Annotated in this window: 18 protein-coding genes and 1 tRNA gene; 8 read left to right on the forward strand and 11 right to left on the reverse strand. The window is 40.9% G+C overall.

The features are described 5' to 3' along the window. Nucleotides 1–8 precede the first annotated feature (8 nt). The 3 genes from ACSZOX_RS07625 to rsfS all read right to left on the reverse strand — a co-directional run bounded on the left by ACSZOX_RS07625 (nt 9) and on the right by rsfS (nt 3498). Nucleotides 9–656, reverse strand: a complete 648-nt coding sequence (locus ACSZOX_RS07625; protein ID WP_437919267.1) for a LutC/YkgG family protein — start codon at nt 654–656, stop codon at nt 9–11. 351 nt (nt 657–1007) lie between these two features. Then, a complete protein-coding gene (gene ftsH, locus ACSZOX_RS07630) occupies nt 1008–3086 on the reverse strand; it encodes an ATP-dependent zinc metalloprotease FtsH (protein ID WP_437919268.1) in 2079 nt (692 codons plus the stop codon). Nucleotides 3087–3123: 37 nt separating this feature from the next. Then, a complete protein-coding gene (rsfS, locus tag ACSZOX_RS07635) occupies nt 3124–3498 on the reverse strand; it encodes a ribosome silencing factor (RefSeq protein ID WP_437919269.1) in 375 nt (124 codons plus the stop codon). Between the two features lie 49 nt (nt 3499–3547). On the opposite strand from rsfS, the gene ACSZOX_RS07640 reads away from it, so the two are divergent. The 4 genes from ACSZOX_RS07640 (at nt 3548) to pfkA (ending at nt 7676) form a co-directional block, all read left to right on the forward strand. Beyond that, the gene (locus tag ACSZOX_RS07640; RefSeq protein ID WP_437919270.1) at nt 3548–4321 is read left to right on the forward strand and encodes a biotin--[acetyl-CoA-carboxylase] ligase; all 774 of its coding nucleotides are present in this window, start codon (nt 3548–3550) and stop codon (nt 4319–4321) included. Nucleotides 4322–4434: 113 nt separating this feature from the next. After that, a complete protein-coding gene (locus tag ACSZOX_RS07645) occupies nt 4435–4884 on the forward strand; it encodes a protein-disulfide reductase DsbD domain-containing protein (protein WP_437919271.1) in 450 nt (149 codons plus the stop codon). Between the two features lie 89 nt (nt 4885–4973). After that, nucleotides 4974–6683, forward strand: coding sequence for a protein-disulfide reductase DsbD family protein (locus ACSZOX_RS07650; protein ID WP_437919272.1), 1710 nt, complete (start codon nt 4974–4976; stop codon nt 6681–6683). A gap of 18 nt (nt 6684–6701) precedes the next feature. Next, nucleotides 6702–7676 (forward strand): 6-phosphofructokinase, encoded by a 975-nt coding sequence (gene pfkA, locus ACSZOX_RS07655; RefSeq protein WP_437919273.1) that lies wholly within the window; start codon nt 6702–6704, stop codon nt 7674–7676. A gap of 126 nt (nt 7677–7802) precedes the next feature. Here the strand turns inward: pfkA and ACSZOX_RS07660 are convergent, their stop codons facing one another. The 4 genes from ACSZOX_RS07660 to ACSZOX_RS07675 form a co-directional block, all read right to left on the reverse strand. Then, a complete protein-coding gene (locus ACSZOX_RS07660) occupies nt 7803–8942 on the reverse strand; it encodes a redoxin domain-containing protein (RefSeq protein ID WP_437919274.1) in 1140 nt (379 codons plus the stop codon). Between the two features lie 181 nt (nt 8943–9123). Continuing rightward, nucleotides 9124–9915, reverse strand: a complete 792-nt coding sequence (locus tag ACSZOX_RS07665; RefSeq protein WP_437919276.1) for a TPM domain-containing protein — start codon at nt 9913–9915, stop codon at nt 9124–9126. A 10-nt stretch (nt 9916–9925) separates the two neighbouring features. After that, entirely contained in the window at nt 9926–10363 is a 438-nt protein-coding gene (locus tag ACSZOX_RS07670) for a TPM domain-containing protein (RefSeq protein WP_437919277.1), read from the reverse strand. A gap of 77 nt (nt 10364–10440) precedes the next feature. Continuing rightward, complete coding sequence (locus ACSZOX_RS07675) at nt 10441–11019, reverse strand: LemA family protein (protein WP_437919278.1); 579 nt, start codon at nt 11017–11019, stop codon at nt 10441–10443. Nucleotides 11020–11171: 152 nt separating this feature from the next. Between ACSZOX_RS07675 and ACSZOX_RS07680 the strand changes: the two genes are divergently transcribed. Together ACSZOX_RS07680 and ACSZOX_RS07685 are read left to right on the forward strand one after the other, a co-directional pair. Next, nucleotides 11172–12713, forward strand: a complete 1542-nt coding sequence (locus tag ACSZOX_RS07680; protein ID WP_437919279.1) for an NAD(P)/FAD-dependent oxidoreductase — start codon at nt 11172–11174, stop codon at nt 12711–12713. A gap of 236 nt (nt 12714–12949) precedes the next feature. After that, nucleotides 12950–13022, forward strand: a tRNA-Gly gene (locus ACSZOX_RS07685). Nucleotides 13023–13141: 119 nt separating this feature from the next. Here ACSZOX_RS07685 and sufD read toward each other — a convergent pair. The 3 genes from sufD to sufB form a co-directional block, all read right to left on the reverse strand. After that, entirely contained in the window at nt 13142–14449 is a 1308-nt protein-coding gene (gene sufD, locus ACSZOX_RS07690; protein WP_437919280.1) for a Fe-S cluster assembly protein SufD, read from the reverse strand. Nucleotides 14450–14496: 47 nt separating this feature from the next. Beyond that, on the reverse strand, nt 14497–15255 hold the full coding sequence (gene sufC / locus ACSZOX_RS07695) for a Fe-S cluster assembly ATPase SufC (protein ID WP_437919281.1): 759 nt from the start codon (nt 15253–15255) through the stop codon (nt 14497–14499). A gap of 65 nt (nt 15256–15320) precedes the next feature. Next, nucleotides 15321–16772: a Fe-S cluster assembly protein SufB gene (gene sufB / locus ACSZOX_RS07700; RefSeq protein WP_437919282.1), complete on the reverse strand. Its 1452-nt coding sequence runs from the start codon at nt 16770–16772 to the stop codon at nt 15321–15323. A 329-nt stretch (nt 16773–17101) separates the two neighbouring features. Between sufB and ACSZOX_RS07705 the strand changes: the two genes are divergently transcribed. Both ACSZOX_RS07705 and ACSZOX_RS07710 read left to right on the forward strand, forming a co-directional pair. Then, nucleotides 17102–17572 carry an Lrp/AsnC family transcriptional regulator gene (locus tag ACSZOX_RS07705; protein WP_437919283.1) on the forward strand — a complete coding sequence of 157 codons (471 nt, stop codon included), beginning with the start codon at nt 17102–17104 and terminating at the stop codon, nt 17570–17572. 11 nt (nt 17573–17583) lie between these two features. Then, nucleotides 17584–18666, forward strand: a complete 1083-nt coding sequence (locus tag ACSZOX_RS07710) for a DUF6695 family protein (protein WP_437919284.1) — start codon at nt 17584–17586, stop codon at nt 18664–18666. Here ACSZOX_RS07710 and ung read toward each other — a convergent pair. Further along, entirely contained in the window at nt 18663–19334 is a 672-nt protein-coding gene (ung, locus tag ACSZOX_RS07715; RefSeq protein WP_437919285.1) for a uracil-DNA glycosylase, read from the reverse strand. The two genes, ACSZOX_RS07710 and ung, sit on opposite strands and share 4 nt — an antisense overlap. Nucleotides 19335–19434 lie beyond the last annotated feature (100 nt).

The raw sequence follows: 19434 nt of genomic DNA on the forward strand, positions 1-19434 counted from the left end.
AATTAACGTTAAAATCTGTCTTCAAGTAAAAAAACATACAGTTCTTTGGATCCTACCCCACCGCGGATTAATTCATTTTCGAATGCAACAGTCTTTGATGGTCCAGTAACTAAGGAGATTGTAGAAGGAAGCTGATCACCATATTTATCGCCGATTTTTTTTAGACCGTGCTTGATATCCATCACAAGTTCTGAAGCCCTTGCTATGACAATGTGAACAGGAGGAGAGATAGCCAGTTTTTGTCCTGCTAGCCCGCCACTAGACAGTAAGACACTTCCATTTCTTGCAATAAGTGCTTCACAAGCGGTGATGCTTGCATCTGCCAAATCAAATTGATGAGCATCCGTATAAATAGGGAATCCATATGGCGTCAAAAGATTTTGTACCTGAGGCTCCCATGCAAAAATTCTCTTTATTTTTAAGGTCTCCGCCAAAAGTATGAGATTTTCAATTAAGGCGATTTCACCATCACAATACACGAAGTTTCCGGAAGCCTCCGTTAGCTCTCTTGCAAAAGTAACATCAAGAGACTCTTCCTCATCTTTATACAAAGGTGAATCTTCAAAATCCAAGTGCGGATTATCCCGTTTTTGCAATAAAGCATGCCGAACTTTTTTAAGCATCCTTTCCTTCGCTGTAGTATTTCGGGTATTCATATGTAAATAACTATTTACTAGTGTTAGATTTCATTGGAATAAATGAGCTCGTTTCACTTGGTTTGATTTTTAAAGGTCATATGGAATGTCTGGGTTATTTTCATTCGTGTTTGTGTTCTGCAATCATGGACATTTCATGACATCAAAAGGCTAAAAAATGAACATGTAAGTTTAAAAGTATACTATTAACCGCCATATTGAAGAAGAACGGAACTTCTAAAAAAGTTCAGGGATCTTAAACGAAACTACAATCGTTCGTAAAGAGCCCTGAACAAGTATATTGAACATCGGCAAGAAAAACAATAACATAAATGCCCGGTCTTTCTAAATTCAGATGTTCAGCGTTATCTTCTAATTGTTAAGTTCGTTATTTTCTCTAGATTTCGAATCCTGATTATTATTCGTACTATCTTGTGGTAAATCCAATGGCAAATCTGTTTGTGGTACTCCACCCCCATCAGCTCCGCCATTTACAAATTCATCATACGTAGTACGGTTTTCAAAAGGGCGTTTTCCCAAAATTTCTTCCAGATCGCTCTGAAATAATATTTCCTTTTCCAATAACTTTTCAGCGATTTTTATCAAACCCTCTTGTTTTTCCAACAGAAGCTGTTTTGTCCGTTCATAAACCGCCGCAATCAGCACGCGAACCTCTTCATCAATAAGTTCCGCTGTTTGATCCGAATATGGTTTCTGAAACTGAGAATCACCAGAGCTGTCACGGAATGAAATGTTTCCAACCTTGTCATTCATACCATATACCGCAATCATGGCATAAGCAAGTTTGGTAATCCGCTCTAAGTCGTTTTGAGCACCTGTACTAATTCTTCCGAATGTAATATCTTCAGCTACACGTCCCCCCATAGTCATACACATACTGTCCAATAATTGTTCTGTTGTGTAAAGGAATTGTTCTTTCGGCAAATATTGAGCATAACCCAAAGCCGCAACCCCTCTAGGCACAATAGACACCTTAACCAGTGGATCTGCATATTCCAAAAACCAACCTGAAATAGCATGTCCTGCCTCGTGATAGGCGACAATTTTCTTCTCTTCAGGAGATATAATCTTATTTTTCTTTTCTAGACCACCAATAACACGATCAATCGCGTCCTGAAAATCTTGCATATCGATAGCACGCTTATTCTTTCTTGCAGCGATTAATGCAGCTTCGTTACAAACGTTTGCAATCTCTGCACCGGCAAAACCAGGCGTTTGTGCAGATAATTTTTTCGCATCAACTTCCTCAGAAAGTTTCAATGGCTTCAGATGGACGTTAAAAATATGTTCACGACCAATCAAATCAGGTTTATCGATTGAAATTTGTCGGTCAAAACGACCTGGACGAAGCAGAGCGGAATCCAATACATCCAATCTATTTGTCGCAGCTAAAATGATAACACCTAAATTGGTACCGAAACCATCCATCTCAACCAATAATTGGTTCAAGGTGTTTTCTCTTTCATCGTTGCCACCCATCATAGAATTCTTTCCACGCGCGCGTCCAATAGCATCTATCTCATCGATAAAAATAATACAGGGAGCTTTCTCCTTCGCTTGTTTAAATAAATCCCTAACACGCGATGCTCCAACACCAACAAACATTTCTACGAAATCCGATCCTGAAAGCGAGAAGAAAGGAACTTGAGCTTCCCCAGCGACGGCTTTGGCTAATAATGTTTTACCTGTTCCCGGAGGCCCTACGAGTAGTGCTCCTTTCGGAATCTTACCACCTAAATCTGTATATTTCTTTGGATTTTTTAAGAAGTCTACAATCTCCATGACCTCAGTTTTGGCTTCTTCAAGACCTGCCACATCGTTAAATGTAATGTTTATCTGAGACTCCTTATCAAAAAGCTGCGCTTTAGACTTGCCAATATTGAAAATTGCACCACCACCACTTCCAGCACCACCGCCCATACGACGCATCAAAAGCATCCATATAGCCACGATAATCAATAACGGAAGCATGAAGGAAATAAACCATCCAGCCCAAGGGTTGGAGCGGTCTTCATATGTAGCAGACACTTTCACCTGTCCTACAGATAAACTATCCTGCGAGGCATTCAATTTCTTTTCCAAGATTTCAGCAGAAGGCTCTGTAAAAACATATTGTGGGCCAACGGCAGGATTTAACATTAAAGAATTAGAGCTAGGAGCAACTTCTTTGTATTTGTCCTCCTTTAGCTTATCTTTCTTAATATAAACCTCTACATCTATTAAATCGTTATTTTTAAACGCCACCAGCTTTTCCACATCTCCCGGACGAAGCATCTTCTCTTCAAATTCCGCATAGGTAATCTTCTTTGCCGATTCGCTACTAAAAAAGTATTGCAACCCAAAGAATCCAAGGATAATTAATATCCACAACCACATCATATTAAATTTTGGCGGAACAGGAGTCACTTTCTTACTTGGGATTTTCTTCATTACAATCTGTTATATCTTTTCTTACTTTCTTAAAAAACTAGGCACTCTGGTAGGATTGCACTTGTGCATCCCCCCACAAATCTTCAATGCCATAATGACTTCTCTTTTCGGTCTTAAATATATGAACAACAACGTCTACAAAGTCCAACAGGATCCACTCTCCGTTTCCATGCCCTTCTTTATGCCAAGGCTCCTGACCAAACGCCTTGTATACTTCGTCTTCAATACTCTTGGCGATAGCATTGACTTGAATTGTTGAGTCTGCATGACAAATTACAAAATAATCCGACAAAGTTGCATTAACAGTCCGCATATCTAACCGCACTATATCGTTGCCTTTTTTTTCCTGCATTCCCAAAACAACTACCTCAGCAAGCTTTCCCGACAATTGTGTTTTTGTATTTTTACTCATTAAAAAATATTAGTTTTGAACGATATTTAATTTATAAAATATTTTTCCCTTGCAAAATAACACATTTTCCCGACTTTACCTTAGACAAAATTTAATTGTTCTTGAAGAAGTATCATCCACAAACGATTATTTAAAAGAACTTTTGTCAAATATTAAGCCACTTCGGGAAGCGACTGCCATTATGGCAAAACACCAAACGCAAGGAAAAGGTCAAAGAGGGAGTTCCTGGGAGACAAAACCCGGTGAAAATCTAACATTCAGCTTTAACCTATATCCTAAGAACCTCAGTATAGCGCAATCGTTCAACCTCAATATTCTCGTATGTCTAGGAATACATAGATGGGTTAGTTCGTTTTCCCCTGCAGTGTCCATAAAATGGCCTAACGACATTTACATTAATAATCGCAAAATAGGCGGAATTTTAATTGAGAATCAAATACAGGGACAGCAAATACGTGTTGCTACGATTGGAATAGGCCTGAATATCAACCAAAGAAATTTCGATGAACACCTTTTGAATAAAGCCACCTCGCTCGTCAAAGAATCTCAAATATCGTCCGATTTTGATATCGAAGAGTGCGGCATCGATCTCCTGCATACCATTCTTTCTTATTATTGCACATTAGATTTACAGGATTCAGAAAAGCTCCTTACTTCTTACAATCAACTTTTGTTCCGCCGAGATACTCCCGCCTTGTTTCTTATAGACGGACAGCAGCGAGAAGCCACTATCCGGGAAGTAAATTCCGAAGGAAAACTTATTCTAAGCGTTGGTCAGCAGCTACGAATTTTCGATTTAAAAGAAATTACATTTATAATCTAACCGTAATTTTCGCAGTTAAGAACACGGATTGTCGTCCATTTTTTAAAATTCTTTTCTAGCTTTGATTAAACTTAGTAATACGAAAAGAGTCCACTAGAAAAAGGAAAGATTACATGAAAAAATTAAGTTTACTTATTATTGCTGTTTTGTGTACAGTGGGGGGAGCTATAGCTCAAATTTACAATCCTGTAAAATGGAGTGTCGCTTCTAAAAAATTGAACAGTAAAGAAGCTGTCGTATTTGTTAAAGCAACGATTGATGAAGGTTGGCATATTTATGGTCTGAATGTTCCTGATGGGGGGCCTATTGCAACAACATTTCAATTTACACCTTCAAAGGATTTCACCTTAAACGGTAAAGTCGCCGCTCCAACACCACAGTCGAAATACGAAAAAGATTTCAAAATGGATGTTCCATTCTATTCAAAAGAAGTGACTTTCCAACAAAAAGTAAAATTATCCAAAAATCAAACCACTGTAAAGGGGGTTGTCGAATTTATGGCTTGTGATAAAAATCGCTGTTTACCTCCTGATGAATACGCTTTTAACGTCACAATTAAGTAGTATTTACGAATAATAGCATAGCAAAAGGCAGTAGTTTACTGCCTTTTTTTTATTTTAGCGCATTATCGACATAGACTATGCGTTTATTAATGAAGTACGTCACATTCGTACAAATTCTTATTTTCTCCTTCTTTCATCTTTCTTCTTTCGGACAGCAAGACAGCTTAATATCGTCAGAAGATATTGTCTTCTCTGAAGGAACGACATCAAGTGATAGCACATCACAAACAGCAGCAGACAGTCTTCTGGCTGTTCCTGATGATCTGGTATTTGCCGATGGAGCAACAGATAGTGTTGCCCAGGATAGCCTGGCCAAAGACCAAACAAAAACAGGGACAACAGATACCGCACAGGATAGATCTCTCTGGGGAATCTTTATCACCGGTCTGATCGGAGGCTTTGCCGCTTTCATCATGCCCTGTATATTTCCCATGGTGCCCCTTACCGTCAGCTTTTTTACCAAACGTAGCGGCTCACGGGCCAGGGCCATATCGCAGGCGCTTCTCTACGGACTGTTTATCATTATTATCTATGTGGCACTGGGGATGCTCATCACCATTACTTTTGGCTCCGATGCGCTGAACGCCCTTTCCACAAACGGGGTATTCAATTTTATATTCTTTCTGGTATTGGTGCTCTTCGCGGCCTCTTTCTTTGGGGCCTTCGAACTGACCCTGCCCAGCTCCTTTGTCAACAGGATCGATGCAAAGTCAGATCAGGGTGGCCTGATCGGTCTTTTCTTCATGGCTTTCAGCCTGGCATTGGTATCCTTCTCCTGTACAGGACCGATCATCGGTACCCTGTTGGTGGATGCCGCTTCCAAGGGCGAGAGAATGGGACCGGCCATCGGGATGTTGGGATTCTCCATTGCACTGGCCATACCTTTTGTGCTCTTCGCCGTTTTCCCCTCCATGCTCAAATCCCTGCCCAAGTCGGGCGGATGGCTGAACAGCGTGAAAGTGGTACTCGGTTTTCTGGAGCTCGCACTGGCCCTGAAGTTTCTCTCCAATGTCGACCTTGCCTACCACTGGGACTGGCTGGACCGCGAAGTGTTCCTGGCACTGTGGATCGTCATATTCGGACTGATGGGGCTCTATCTGATCGGCAAGATCAGCTTTGCGCACGATAGTCCCCTTGCTTATCTTTCCGTACCGCGGACCATCTTCGCCATTGTCGTATTTGCCTTTGTCGTGTACATGGTGCCCGGGATGTGGGGAGCACCCCTGAAATCCATTTCGGCCTTCCTGCCACCTTCGGCCACACAGGACTTTGACCTGTCCGTTGCCAATTTTGGTACAACGGCTTCTACCAAGGCAAGCAAGACAAAAAAATATTACGATATCTTCCATAAGCGTGGTACCCCGAAGGGATTCGAACCTTACTACGAATACGAAGAGGGGCTTGCCGCTGCCAAAGAGCAGGGGAAACCGGCCCTGATCGACTTCACCGGATGGAACTGCGTCAACTGCCGTAAGATGGAGGCCAATGTATGGACAGATCCCCAGGTGGCTTCCTTGCTCAAGAACGAGTTTGTGATGATCGAGCTGTTTGTGGATGACCGTACGGCACTTCAGCCCGAAGAACAGTATGTATCGAGCTATTCGGGCAAGAAGATCAACAGCATAGGGAAGAAGAACAGTGACTTCCAGGCGGCAACGTTCAACAGCAACTCCCAACCACAATATGTGATCGTGGATACAGAGGGCAACGTACTCCTACCGCCAAGCGGAGCGAACTACGATGTGGAAAGCTATGCCAACTACCTCAAACAGGGGATAGAAAGCTTTAAAAAGAAATAAAGACATAATCAATCTAACATGAAAACGATTAAAAATATTGCCGTTTTAACCTCCGGAGGAGATTCTCCAGGGATGAATGCCGCCATTCGCGCGGTAGTTCGTGCCGGTATTTATAATGGCTTAAATGTGTTTGGCGTATGCCGTGGCTACGATGGACTCGTACATAGCGACATTATTCCAATGGATGCAAAATCTGTGGCGAACATTATACAACGTGGTGGAACCGTGCTAAAAACGGCTCGCAGTGATGAGTTCAGAACCTATGAAGGACGCAAACAAGCTTTTGAAAACATTAAAAAACTCGATATTGACGCATTGGTAGTTATTGGGGGAGATGGAACTTTCACAGGAGCATCTAAATTCATCGAAGAATTTGATATTCCGATTATAGGGATTCCAGGAACCATCGACAACGACCTTGCAGGAACAGATTTCACTATCGGATACGATACTGCTATAAATACAGTTGTCGATGCCGTGGATAAAATCAGAGATACTGCAGAGTCTCATGATCGTCTTTTCGTCGTCGAAGTTATGGGACGGGACTCAGGCCTCATCGCTCTTCGATCGGGAATTTCTACGGGTGCCGAAGCTGTTCTAATCCCGGAACTACAAGTGGACTATGACGCCATTATGAAGCGACTCGACAAAACCCGCAAAAATAAATCTTCACGCATTATTATCGTTGCGGAAGGCGATAAAGAAGGTGGATTTGTTGTAGCGGAGAAAATAAAAGAAAACTTCCCTCATTATGATGTACGGCTATCCATCTTGGGTCACATTCAACGTGGAGGAAAGCCAACCTGTATGGATCGTGTTTTAGCAAGTCGACTAGGAGTAGCTTCCGTAGAGGCATTGATCGAGGGACGACGTGGAGAAATGGCAGGTCTTATCTGTGGCCATGTCCAATTCACGCCATTTAGCAAGGCGATCAAACATATTGATAAGATTAACGAAAATTTGACACGTATTGTTGAAATTCTGTCCTTGTAAAGACGAGGGCCAGCGTATCTTCAATAATAAAAAAGGTCATTTCAAGTCAGAAGAATTTTTGCTTGAAATGACCTTTTCATATTAAAAATCATTTGAAAAATACGCTCTTCAAATGATTTAAGACGATTAATTTAAAATTTCCTGTAGCTTTTGCTCCAGATCCTCTCCGCGTAAATTAGATGCTACAATTTTACCATCCGGATCGATGAGGTAATTTTGGGGAATACCTCTTATGGAATACAACTCGACAACAGGAGAATTCCAGAACTGTAAATCAGAAACATGTGGCCATTGCCCCAACTGATCAGCCTCAATAGCTTTTAACCAATCTTCTTTTGCTCCTGGCTGATCCAAAGACACACCTAATACAGTGAAATTCTTATCTTTAAAACGGTTAAAGGCGGCAACAACATTCGGATTCTCTTGGCGGCATGGTCCACACCAACTTGCCCAAAAATCAACAAGAACATACTTACCACGCAAAGAAGACAGAGATAAGCTTTTGCCTGTTGTATCAGGCAGCGTAAAATCTGGTGCGGGTGAACCAACCGCTAATTTTTCCATACCTTTAATTTTCTCAGCAAGTCCTTTACCGACATTCGTTTCTTTCAACGTCGCAGAAAAACCTTCAAATGCAGGTTTTACAAATGATGTAATATTTTCTGGAGAAGCCAGCTCATCGAGAATACTCAAGGCTACATAACTGTTCTGGTTTGCCTTTACAAAATCTTCATTAATTACATTTTGCCTTTCATAGATGGCTTCAGCTTTATCACGAAGACCAGCAATGAAGACCTCATCGTCCTTCTTATCATCAGGTGCTGCCTGATACTCTACATCTAGGGCTGCAAAGCGATCTTCAACTTCTTTTAAAGCACCTTTATATCTAGAAAAATCATCGTTAACAGCATTGCCACTACTAACCGCTGAATTGAAATCAGCCCCTTCAAACTTTATCACGCCCTTCGCCAAATAAACCACATTCATCGGCGGTCTTTCTGGGCTTTCACGTAATTCCGACATCGTTTTCCCTTCTGTCGAAAGAAACAAACCAGCCTGCGTAGGTTCTAATACCGATCCTTGGTATTTAAAGACTCCATTTGTCACATTCGCGGAATCCAAAACAGTCTGTCCATTATCGCGATATTGAATAAAGACTTTCGCTCCAGCTTGCGTTTGCCCAACTTTTCCATTTAAAGTAAATTCCTCTTGCGCGAACAATAAGCTTGGAATAACCCCCAATGACATTAACACTGCTTTTTTCATATATTATCTATTTTTAATGGCTATATGGAATGTCTAGATTGTCTTCATGCGCGTTTGTGCTTATTGATCGTGTTTAATTCTAATGGAATCAATGAGCTCACTACATTCGGTTTACAATCATGGACATTTCATATATTCTATTTATTATTACTAATCACTTTAAACACAAAACATGCCAGTTCTACCAGCGACCGCTAGCTCCACCGCCACCAAAGTCTCCTCCTCCGAAACCGCCGAAACCACCACCAAATCCGCCATCTCCGCCACGATTGCCGCCGCCGCCTCTCCCCAAACTATTCAAAAGCGTCCACCAAAAAAGGTCTGAAGATCCTCTCCCTGTCACAACGCGACCACCTCTATTACCGCCTCCACCATTTTTTGAAATGATGGAAATGACAATAATAACAATGATTATTATTGCAATAACAGGAATTCCACCTCCTTCTCTACCTTTAGCGACGCCTCGCTTATCCGCTTTATATTCTCCTTTTGTATAGGAGATTATCGCATCAACAGCCTTGTCAAGCCCTCCAAAATAATCCTGTTTACGAAAGTGTGGGATAATTTCATTCTGAACAATGCGATACGCAATAATGTCAGGCAGTATTCCTTCCAAGCCATAGCCCGTCTGTATAGTCGCCGTTCGATCGTCCAAGGCGACCAATACTAAGACTCCATTATTGGATTTACGATTTCCAATAGCCCACTTTTTCGCTAAACGAACGCCATAATCTGCTATTTCGTATCCATCCGTCGTTGAAATCATTACAACGGCGATCTCCGTTGAGGTACTATCCCAAAAAGCAGAAATCTTACTTTCCAACGCTTTAATTTCAGCATTACTTAATGTACCTGTAAAATCTGAAACCAACCGATTCGTGTTCTGTGGCAAGTCTTGCCCCCTTAAGGTAAGGATAGAAAGAAAACAAACAAACAATGCCGATAGCAAAGATTTTATCTTATATCTCATCATATTTACAGATCTATCCGTTTGAACCATAATAAATATCATCTGGCAACTCATTTACATCATCCGAGCGCCGAGGGAAATAGGCTTGTAAACGCTGTCCAATATGCTGAATTCCTGCAACAAGTCCAGCACAAATATCTTCTCTTTGAAAATAACTGCGCATCTCCTCTTTAGTAGACTCCCAAAAATCTGTTTCTACCTTCTCATTGATGCCTTTATCGCCAATAATTGCGAACTGGTGATCATCAATGGCGAGATAGATCAAAACCCCATTTTTCAACATGGTTTTATGCATATCTAATTTCTGAAAATAACTAATTGCAGCAGTTATGGGAGAGTCACCTTTTACTTTCTTATCGATAACCAGGCGAATCTCACCCGATGTCAGACTCTCAGCAACACTGATCGCTTGTACGATACGGTCCTGTTCTTCGGTTGAAAATATATCCATTTTTTTTAAATAAAAAAGATGAATGGAAACATTTATTACGCTCCATTCACCTTCTGATTATACTTTTTAACTTTTTCCTAGAAAGAGACTGTAGGCGCTTTATCGGATCCTTCTGCAGCCTTAAATGTGCCTTTAGCTTTAAAACCAAACATACCGGCCATCAAATTATTGGGAAAACTTCTTACCGTAGTATTGTAATCCTGCACAGCATCGTTATAAGCTTTGCGTTCTACAGAAATACGATTTTCTGTCCCCTCCAGCTGAACCTGCAACTCCTGAAAATTAGCATTAGCTTTTAAATCAGGATATGCTTCAACACTTACTAAGAGACGTCCAATGGATTGCGATAAAGCGTCTTGCGTTTGTTGAAAGTTAGCAATCGCTTCATCGGATAAATTAGAGGGATCAACATTAACGGAAGTCGCCTTTGCCCTTGCTTCCACAACAGCGGTCAACGTTCCTTCTTCATGCTGTGCAGCACCTTTAACAGTAGCCACTAAATTGGGGATAAGATCAGCACGACGTTGATACGCGTTTTCGACCTGCGCCCATTTTCCTTTCACATTTTCGTCTTTTGATACCATAGTGTTGTATCCGCAAGAACTAAACGACAGCGCTGTAAACAACCCTACAAATGCAATTAATAATCTTTTCATGTGCAATTTTTAATCAATTCTCTATAAAAATAATAAAAATGTTCCTAAGAAAAAAGCAGAAACAAATGCTATACCAGAAGTAAATACATCACAATTTGACAGACAATTATGTACCTTTGTCGTGTTTTGGGATAAAAACCCAGCCAAAAAGTATGCAAAAGGAAATTGAAATAGCGCTTGCGCCCGAATTTATCGATAACGAAGATAGGCTACTGACCTTAGGAGCTAAACAATTAAAGGTTGAGCGGGAACGTATACAAGGCCATCTCATACGGAAACGATCCATCGACGCCCGCGGGAAACAGGTTTTATACCGCTTGAGAGTTGTTTTTTTTATCGATGAATCGCCTAATCCTACCGTCTTTACTTCGCAGACAAAAATGGTACATGACGCTCCTATAGTCATTATCATTGGTGCCGGCCCTGCGGGACTGTTCGCCGCATATCGTTGCTTAGAAAGGGGACTAAAACCCGTGATCATTGAACGAGGAAAATCTGTAAAAGAGCGAAGACGCGATCTTGCAAAAATAAATCGCGAAGGTTTCGTTAATCCTGAATCCAATTACTGTTTTGGAGAAGGGGGAGCGGGAACGTATTCTGACGGAAAGCTCTACACGCGTTCCAACAAACGTGGCGACGTACAGAAAGTTCTGCAAATCTTCGTTGAGCATGGGGCAACAACCGATATCTTGGTCGATGCGCGCCCACACATTGGAACAAATAAACTTCCCCATATTATCGAAGACATGCGCAACAGAATCTTAGCATGTGGGGGAGAGATTAGATTCGATTGTCGCGTAGATGATATATTATCTGCTTTTGGAAAAGTTACCGGTGTACAAACCTCCGCACAAGAAACCATATTAGCCGATCATGTAATTCTTGCGACAGGGCATTCCGCGCGTGATATTTTCCAACTCTTCCATAAGAAAGGATGGCTTATTGAAGCTAAACCTTTTGCACTCGGCGTGCGCATTGAACACCCGCAAGAAATAATAGACCAAGCTCAGTACCATTGCACAACACGGCATGAAAATCTGCCACCTGCTTATTACAGCTTGGTTGAACAAGTTCACGACAGAGGGGTATTTTCATTTTGTATGTGTCCTGGCGGGGTTATTGCCCCTTGTGCTACCGATCATGATGAAATCGTCGTCAATGGTTGGTCGCCTTCCAAACGCAACAACCCTCACGCAAATTCCGGAACAGTCATACAGGTTAATTTGGAAGATGTTCCTAATGCACTCGACAATGCCCTAGCTTTATTGGAATTCCAACAGCAGATTGAGAAAAAAGCCTTTAAGTTGGGTGGAGGAAATCTAGTTGCTCCTGCGCAACGTATGGTCGATTTTGTACAAAAGAAAGTATCCACATCCTTACCAGAAACGTCCTATAAGCCAGGAACAACAAGCGTCAACCTTGACGAAGTCTTACCTTCGTTTGTACATAATGCCCTTCGAGGTGCTTTACCAATTTTTGGAAAGAAAATGAAAGGCTACTATACCAACGAAGCCATATTAGTCGGCGTAGAGTCTCGCACATCGTCCCCTATTCGTATTCCTCGAGATAAGAATAGTCTGCAACATCCAGAAATCGCGGGCCTATACCCCTGCGGGGAAGGAGCGGGATACGCAGGAGGAATTGTTTCGGCAGCGATAGATGGCCTAAACTGTGTAGATGCCATTCCACTTTAATCTGTACCGGTTAAACACAGAGGAGAGGATACAATCTTGCAGAAAACAATTAATTGGGTTTAAAAACTTAGGGCTTCTTACGATCCTTCTGTAATCAAAGCCGACATCAGGAAAAGCTCGTTTCATATCATCAAATAATGCGTTTAGTACAGCAGCCAACCTAACTCGGCCTTCCAATTATTTAAAAAAAGCTATTGACAGATAAGGCACAAATGACTACCTTTGTTCCACAATCAGCGAAAGTAGCTCAGTTGGTAGAGCACAACCTTGCCAAGGTTGGGGTCGCGAGTTCGAATCTCGTCTTTCGCTCTTCAAATCCCGTTTAATTAAACGGGATTTTTTATTTACAACAATGTAAACGAGAGCTATAAGAAAAGGCGTTTAGAACTTCTAAACGCCTTTTCAATATAAAAATGGAAAACTATAATCTATTTTCTTTCTAAACCTTCTGCTACCAAAGATTCTACGTACAAACGAACTTCTTCATTCGAAAAACGTGATGTTACATCGAAAGCAAAGGCGTGCACCAAGAGTACACGAGCAGACTCTTCACCAATTCCTCTCGCGCGCAAGTAAAACAATGCTTCGTCATCAAATTGTCCCATTGTACACCCATGAGAACACTTAACATCATCAGCAAAAATCTCCAATTGGGGCTTTGTATATACTGTTGATTTATCTCCGATCAACATATTATTATTCTGTTGAAAAGCGTTTGTCTTTTGCGCATCTTCACGAACGAAGATCTTTCCATTAAAGACAGCCGTAGATTCGTCTTGAGGAATATTTTTGTACCACTCATACGACTCACAATGCGGTTTCATATGATCAACAACAGTATGGTTATCTACCAATTGTTTCCCAGCTGTTAAATTGATCCCATACAAATGGGACTCCACATTTTCGGCATCCAAACGAACATTGATATTATTCCGTATAAAGGTTGCTCCAGGCAAGTTCACATTGTAATTATTGTAAAGACTATGTTGCTCCTGGTAAACTTCAGTATGATGAATATAGTGACTAACCGATTCCGAAATTTGCAGATAATAATGCTGCAATTTCGCATTTTCCTGAACAACAATCTCCGTAACTTTGTTATTTAAATTCTTTGCTGTGTCGTCTAATGTAATAAAGGATTCTATTATTTCAGCCTCCGCATGAGGTTCCACTACAATTAGATTTCTTGTTTGCGCAAAAAAATCTTTATCACCAACCGCTACATGAACAATATGAATAGGCTTTGATACCACTTTGTTCTTCGCAACACCGATGTAAACTCCAGATGTCTGCAGTGCTGTATTAAGTTCTACTAAGACATTCCCCGAGCGATCAGCATGTTGTGCATAATGTTTCTGAAAATTTGCCTCTGTATGCGCTTCCTCTATTGGCTTCACAACAAGACCTATCTCATCTTCCAATGAAGAGAATGCTAAAACATACTGCCCGTTTACCAACACGACACGATGCGCATCAAGCCCTGGGATATCTGCTTTACTGGTATCAATATTATTCACATCTACATCGGCATTTAACACATAAGTATGGTTAACCAAAGGATGTAAATTAGTATACTTCCATTCTTCGTTTTTAACAGTAGGAAAACCTTCCTCTAGAAAACGGTCAAACGCTTCTCTACGAAATTTAGCCAGATTTGCCGGCTCCTGTACCGTCTCCAATTCCTGAAAACAGGATACTAACTGTTGATATAATGAATCTGCAACTATTGTACTCATGTTCTTTTTTATCAATCCGCTTTCTAATTCATCCATGGATAAATAGATTATGCAGTTTGCGTGTCATACTCTTTTAACCAATCGTAACCTTTTTCCTCCAACTCCAGCGCCAATTCCTTTGGTCCTGTCTTCACAATTCGACCATTATAAAGTACATGCACAAAATCGGGCACAATATAATCCAATAGACGTTGGTAGTGGGTAATTACGACAAAAGCATTATCCTTCGAACGGAGTTGATTTACACCGTTTGCAACGATACGCAAGGCATCAATATCTAATCCTGAATCCGTTTCGTCAAGGATAGCTAATTTAGGATTCAACATTGCAAGCTGAAAAATTTCGTTTCTTTTTTTCTCTCCTCCAGAAAAACCTTCATTAAGCGAGCGATTAGCTAAATTTGCAGAAAATTCAACTAATTTCTGTTTCTCCTTCACCGCTTGTAAAAATTCCTTCGCTTCCATTGGAGGTAACCCTCTATACTCACGAATATCATTCACTGCGGTCTTTAAGAAATTAATATTAGAAACACCAGGAATCTCAACAGGATATTGAAACGCCAAAAACAGACCTTCGCGTGCACGATCTTCAGGAGCCAAGTCCAACAAATCAATGCCATCCAATAAGGCCGTACCGTCGGTCACTTCATAAGAATCACGCCCTGCCAACACATTTCCCAACGTACTTTTTCCAGCACCATTGGGACCCATAATCGCATGAACCTCTCCTGCTTTGACCTCTAAATTGAGTCCTTTTAATATTTGTTTGTCTTCTACAGACGCATGTAAATTCTTAATTGATAACATTTCTATTGTGTCTATTGCTTATCAAACCTGAGACATAGATATCCGCAGGCTATATTACTATTAAATTATCCTACAGACCCCTCAAGAGAGATCGCCAACAACTTCTGTGCTTCAACAGCAAATTCCATAGGAAGTTGATTTAGCACTTCTTTTGCATATCCATTTACAATCAAACCGACTGCCTTCTCCGAATCTATACCGCGTTGATTCAAGTAGAAGATCTGATCTTCTCCAATTTTCGAAGTGGTCGCCTCATGCTCCAATTTTGCAGAACGGTTCTTGTTTTCTATATAAGGAAAAGTATGTGCTCCACAACGATCACCAATTAGCAGAGAATCACATTGTGTAAAGTTTCTCGATTTATCCGCGTTAGGCCCAATTTTAACCAAACCACGATAGCTATTGTGGCTTAAACCCGCTGAAATACCTTTTGAAACAATCTTAGAACGCGTATTTTTTCCTAAATGGATCATCTTTGTGCCGGTATCTGCAACCTGTCTATTCCGCGTCATTGCAACAGAATAAAATTCACCGACAGAGTTATCTCCCTTTAAAATTACGCCAGGATATTTCCATGTAATTGCAGATCCCGTCTCTACCTGTGTCCACGATATTTTAGCGTTGTCACCTTTACAAATGCCTCGTTTGGTGACAAAATTGTAGATACCACCTTTTCCATCTTTATCTCCTGGATACCAGTTTTGGACGGTTGAGTACTTAATTTCCGCGTCACGCTCAGCAATAAGCTCGACCACAGCTGCATGCAACTGGTTCTCATCACGCATTGGCGCTGTACACCCTTCCAAATAGGAGACATAAGCACCTTCATCTGCAACAATCAATGTGCGTTCGAACTGCCCTGTATTTTGGGCGTTAATTCGGAAATAAGTAGAAAGCTCCATTGGACACCTCACCCCTTTCGGAATATAAACAAATGATCCATCAGAGAAAACAGCGGAATTTAACGCCGCGTATATATTGTCTGTTTGCGGAACCACGGTTCCCAAATATTTTTTCACAAGTTCTGGATACTCCTGAACTGCCTCACCAAAAGAACAAAAGATTACCCCTTGCTCCTTTAACTTTTCGCGAAAAGTCGTCTTTACAGAAACTGAATCGAAAACGGCATCTACAGCCACTACGCCTGCTAGAATTTTCTGTTCATCCAATGGAATGCCTAACTTCTCGAAAGTAGCTAACAATTCCGGATCAACTTCATCCATACTTTCTAATTGCTTCTTCGCTTTCGGTGCTGCGTAATAGGAAATATCTTGAAAGTCCACTTCTGGATTTTCAAAGTTTTGCCACGTAGGCATCTTCATAGACAAGAAATGACGAAAAGCTTTTAGTCGCCATTCCAATAACCATTCAGGTTCATTCTTCTTCGCCGAGATTAAACGAACAGTATCCTCGGTCAGCCCTTTGGGGGCGATTTCCATTTCAATATCGGTGGTAAAACCGTACTTATATTCTTCGAGCTCTAGCTCTTTTAGTAATTCATCGTCTTTGGTACTCATTTCTCTTCCCCTTTTATTAATGGCGATTCCTACCCTAATTCGGACTACAAAGATACGATTTAATACGCAATAAAACCGATTCGCCAAACCAATTAAACGGACTTTTTACTAAAAAAAGTGACAGATATCATTTTTTTATAGCTATAGCAGACTTTGCAAGGCTTTTTTTACATTCGGATGATCGCAGATAGAAACAAGTAATAACAGAAATAAGTTAACATAAATTTTATCTATAATCAATTATTACACGATCACCTTTGCTCTCGAAATAATATTCCGTACATTTACTTTTCGTAAAATATAATATTCACTTTTAGCTGATTAAAAATATGCCATATCAACCAGATAAAACAGACTTGAAAATACTGAAGCTTTTGCAAGAGAATGGCAGAATCACAAATTTGCAGTTAGCATCAAACATAGGATTGTCTCCTGCTCCTACTCTCGAGCGGGTAAGGAAGCTCGAAAACTCTGGATTTATCAAAAGCTACCACGCATTTGTAGATGAAGAAAAATTGGGCTTGGGCATCAAATCTTTCATTCAAATTTCGCTAGACTTCCATACACACAACGCCATTCCAGAATTTGTGGAAGCGGTTAAAGCAATACCAGAAGTCACGGAATGTCACCATGTAACTGGAAATTGTGATTTTATTCTAAAAGTTTATGTTAAAGACATCAAAGCTTACGAAGCGGTCATCATGGAAAAAATTGCCAAAATTCCTTTTGTGAAAACCTTCCAAACAATGATGATTATGTCTACCAGTAAAAAAGAACCTATTGTTCCTTTGGAATATTAAGAAGAATACACATGCCACAAACAAACCAAGTTGAATGTAATGATTTGGCCCTTGTTTTAACATGGCCAGATGCCACGATAAGAGGGGATGAAAAATGGATGATGTTTTTCAAAAAAATCGGCATCGTCAAAAACTTGAACTTTAAAGTAGGACATACAGGAATTGTCATTATCAAACGTACAAGTGGAGAAATGCTGTTCTATGATTTCGGGCGGTACATCACACCAAGAGGCTACGGCAGGGCAAGATCTAAATTTTCTGACCCACGGTTGGAGATTAAAATGAGAGCAAAATTTGACGGAAATAACATTGTCAATCTTGTAGAGATTATTGAACAGATGGAGTTGCTTAAACCTGCGATGTATGGTGAAGGCATCCTATACTTCTCCATAGCGAAAGACATCAATTTTGAACTCGCAAAAGCTTATGGTGATGATTGCGTCCACCAGGGAACTTTCCCTTATGGTGCGGTCGCGCGGAGCAATAATAACTGTTCCCGCTTCATTACAAGAATGTTGATTCGGTCGTCGAACAAATACACATGGCGCCACGGTATTAATTTGCCTGAAACGATCAAAGCGAGCCCTATAAGTAATGTAGTCAACGCCGTAGAAGACCGTATGATATATTCCTTTTCTAGTACAACGGGCTTCAAACATTTCAAAATGAACAGATGGCAGTCGTTCGCTTTTTTATTGAAAAAGCTTGGAGACAACGTCACAAAACAGAAAGCCTTACTTTTACCCAACGACATGATCATCGGCTATATGGATTTTTCCTCTAAACCAATCACGGTACCTAAGGATGCTCAATATTTAGGGGGAGTCGGCGACGGAGCTTGGTTTTCCATCCAAGCGGTCTCAGCAGAAAAAATACTAATTAAACGCTTCACTTCGAAAGGAGAGCTCGAATATGTCGTTCTAGGCGAAGCCATGGAACAAATCGACATGACACAACCCTTTGAAGTCACATATGACAGCCACCTTCTCTTTACACATATCAAACAATATGGACGTAAAATCCGAATTAATCATATCCAACGCTTAGCGACCGAAGACTATGCGTATAAAGATTTGAAAGAGCTATACGCTTAAATCTGCCAATCAATCGGAAGCTTCGAATGATCTAAAAGATATTGGTTTGCTTTCGAAAAATGCTTACAGCCGAAAAAGCCCCTATAAACGGACAATGGCGATGGGTGTACGGACTTGAGAATAAGGTGCTTTCTATGATCGATTAACAAGGCTTTCTTCTGTGCATAACTGCCCCAAAGTAAAAAAACTACATGCTCCAGTTTTTGTGAAACAGCATGGATGATTTGATCCGTAAACTCTTCCCAACCTCTTTTTTGATGGGAAGCTGCTTGGTGTGCACGGACAGTCAATGTGGCGTTCAACAAAAGAACGCCCTGCTCTGCCCAAGGCGACAGGTTGCCTGTTGAAGGGGAACGAAACCCCTCTATATCCGTCGCAAGTTCAGCATAAATATTGCGCAAAGATGGGGGAATCCCAATCCCATCCGGCACAGAGAAAGATAGACCGTGCGCCTGCCCGTCATTATGATACGGATCCTGACCCAGAATGACAACTTTGACATTCTCAAATGGGGTGAGTTTAAAAGCGTTAAACACCAGGTCCTCGGGAGGGAATACCAATGTTTTTTGACGCTCTTCCTGTACAAAAGCCGACAGATGTTGCATCGCATCTTGTTTGAAAAGCGGTTTCAAAACAGCCGCCCAACTTTGATCATAACGTTCCGACATACCACAAATGTACAATTTTACAATTTTATCCCGCAAACAAGTTGGATAAGCTCGAAAATAACCGGATATTTGTAGTCAGTTTATTTTTAGAAATTTAAAG

It is taken from the genome of Sphingobacterium sp. LRF_L2 (assembly GCF_965644235.1).
Taxonomy (GTDB): domain Bacteria; phylum Bacteroidota; class Bacteroidia; order Sphingobacteriales; family Sphingobacteriaceae; genus Sphingobacterium.

What these genes read in the sequence shown, in the direction of transcription:
- sufB (WP_437919282.1), bottom strand. Translation starts at nt 16,772, where the DNA reads ATGAGTACCAAAGACGATGAATTACTAAAAGAGCTAGAGCTCGAAGAA.
- ACSZOX_RS07680 (WP_437919279.1), top strand. Translation starts at nt 11,172, where the DNA reads ATGCAAAAGGAAATTGAAATAGCGCTTGCGCCCGAATTTATCGATAAC.
- ACSZOX_RS07650 (WP_437919272.1), top strand. Translation starts at nt 4,974, where the DNA reads ATGAAGTACGTCACATTCGTACAAATTCTTATTTTCTCCTTCTTTCAT.
- ACSZOX_RS07625 (WP_437919267.1), bottom strand. Translation starts at nt 656, where the DNA reads ATGAATACCCGAAATACTACAGCGAAGGAAAGGATGCTTAAAAAAGTT.
- ACSZOX_RS07710 (WP_437919284.1), top strand. Translation starts at nt 17,584, where the DNA reads ATGCCACAAACAAACCAAGTTGAATGTAATGATTTGGCCCTTGTTTTA.
- sufC (WP_437919281.1), bottom strand. Translation starts at nt 15,255, where the DNA reads ATGTTATCAATTAAGAATTTACATGCGTCTGTAGAAGACAAACAAATA.
- ACSZOX_RS07675 (WP_437919278.1), bottom strand. Translation starts at nt 11,019, where the DNA reads ATGAAAAGATTATTAATTGCATTTGTAGGGTTGTTTACAGCGCTGTCG.
- ACSZOX_RS07660 (WP_437919274.1), bottom strand. Translation starts at nt 8,942, where the DNA reads ATGAAAAAAGCAGTGTTAATGTCATTGGGGGTTATTCCAAGCTTATTG.
- pfkA (WP_437919273.1), top strand. Translation starts at nt 6,702, where the DNA reads ATGAAAACGATTAAAAATATTGCCGTTTTAACCTCCGGAGGAGATTCT.
- ung (WP_437919285.1), bottom strand. Translation starts at nt 19,334, where the DNA reads ATGTCGGAACGTTATGATCAAAGTTGGGCGGCTGTTTTGAAACCGCTT.
- sufD (WP_437919280.1), bottom strand. Translation starts at nt 14,449, where the DNA reads ATGAGTACAATAGTTGCAGATTCATTATATCAACAGTTAGTATCCTGT.
- ACSZOX_RS07705 (WP_437919283.1), top strand. Translation starts at nt 17,102, where the DNA reads ATGCCATATCAACCAGATAAAACAGACTTGAAAATACTGAAGCTTTTG.
- ACSZOX_RS07670 (WP_437919277.1), bottom strand. Translation starts at nt 10,363, where the DNA reads ATGGATATATTTTCAACCGAAGAACAGGACCGTATCGTACAAGCGATC.
- ACSZOX_RS07665 (WP_437919276.1), bottom strand. Translation starts at nt 9,915, where the DNA reads ATGATGAGATATAAGATAAAATCTTTGCTATCGGCATTGTTTGTTTGT.
- rsfS (WP_437919269.1), bottom strand. Translation starts at nt 3,498, where the DNA reads ATGAGTAAAAATACAAAAACACAATTGTCGGGAAAGCTTGCTGAGGTA.
- ACSZOX_RS07645 (WP_437919271.1), top strand. Translation starts at nt 4,435, where the DNA reads ATGAAAAAATTAAGTTTACTTATTATTGCTGTTTTGTGTACAGTGGGG.
- ftsH (WP_437919268.1), bottom strand. Translation starts at nt 3,086, where the DNA reads ATGAAGAAAATCCCAAGTAAGAAAGTGACTCCTGTTCCGCCAAAATTT.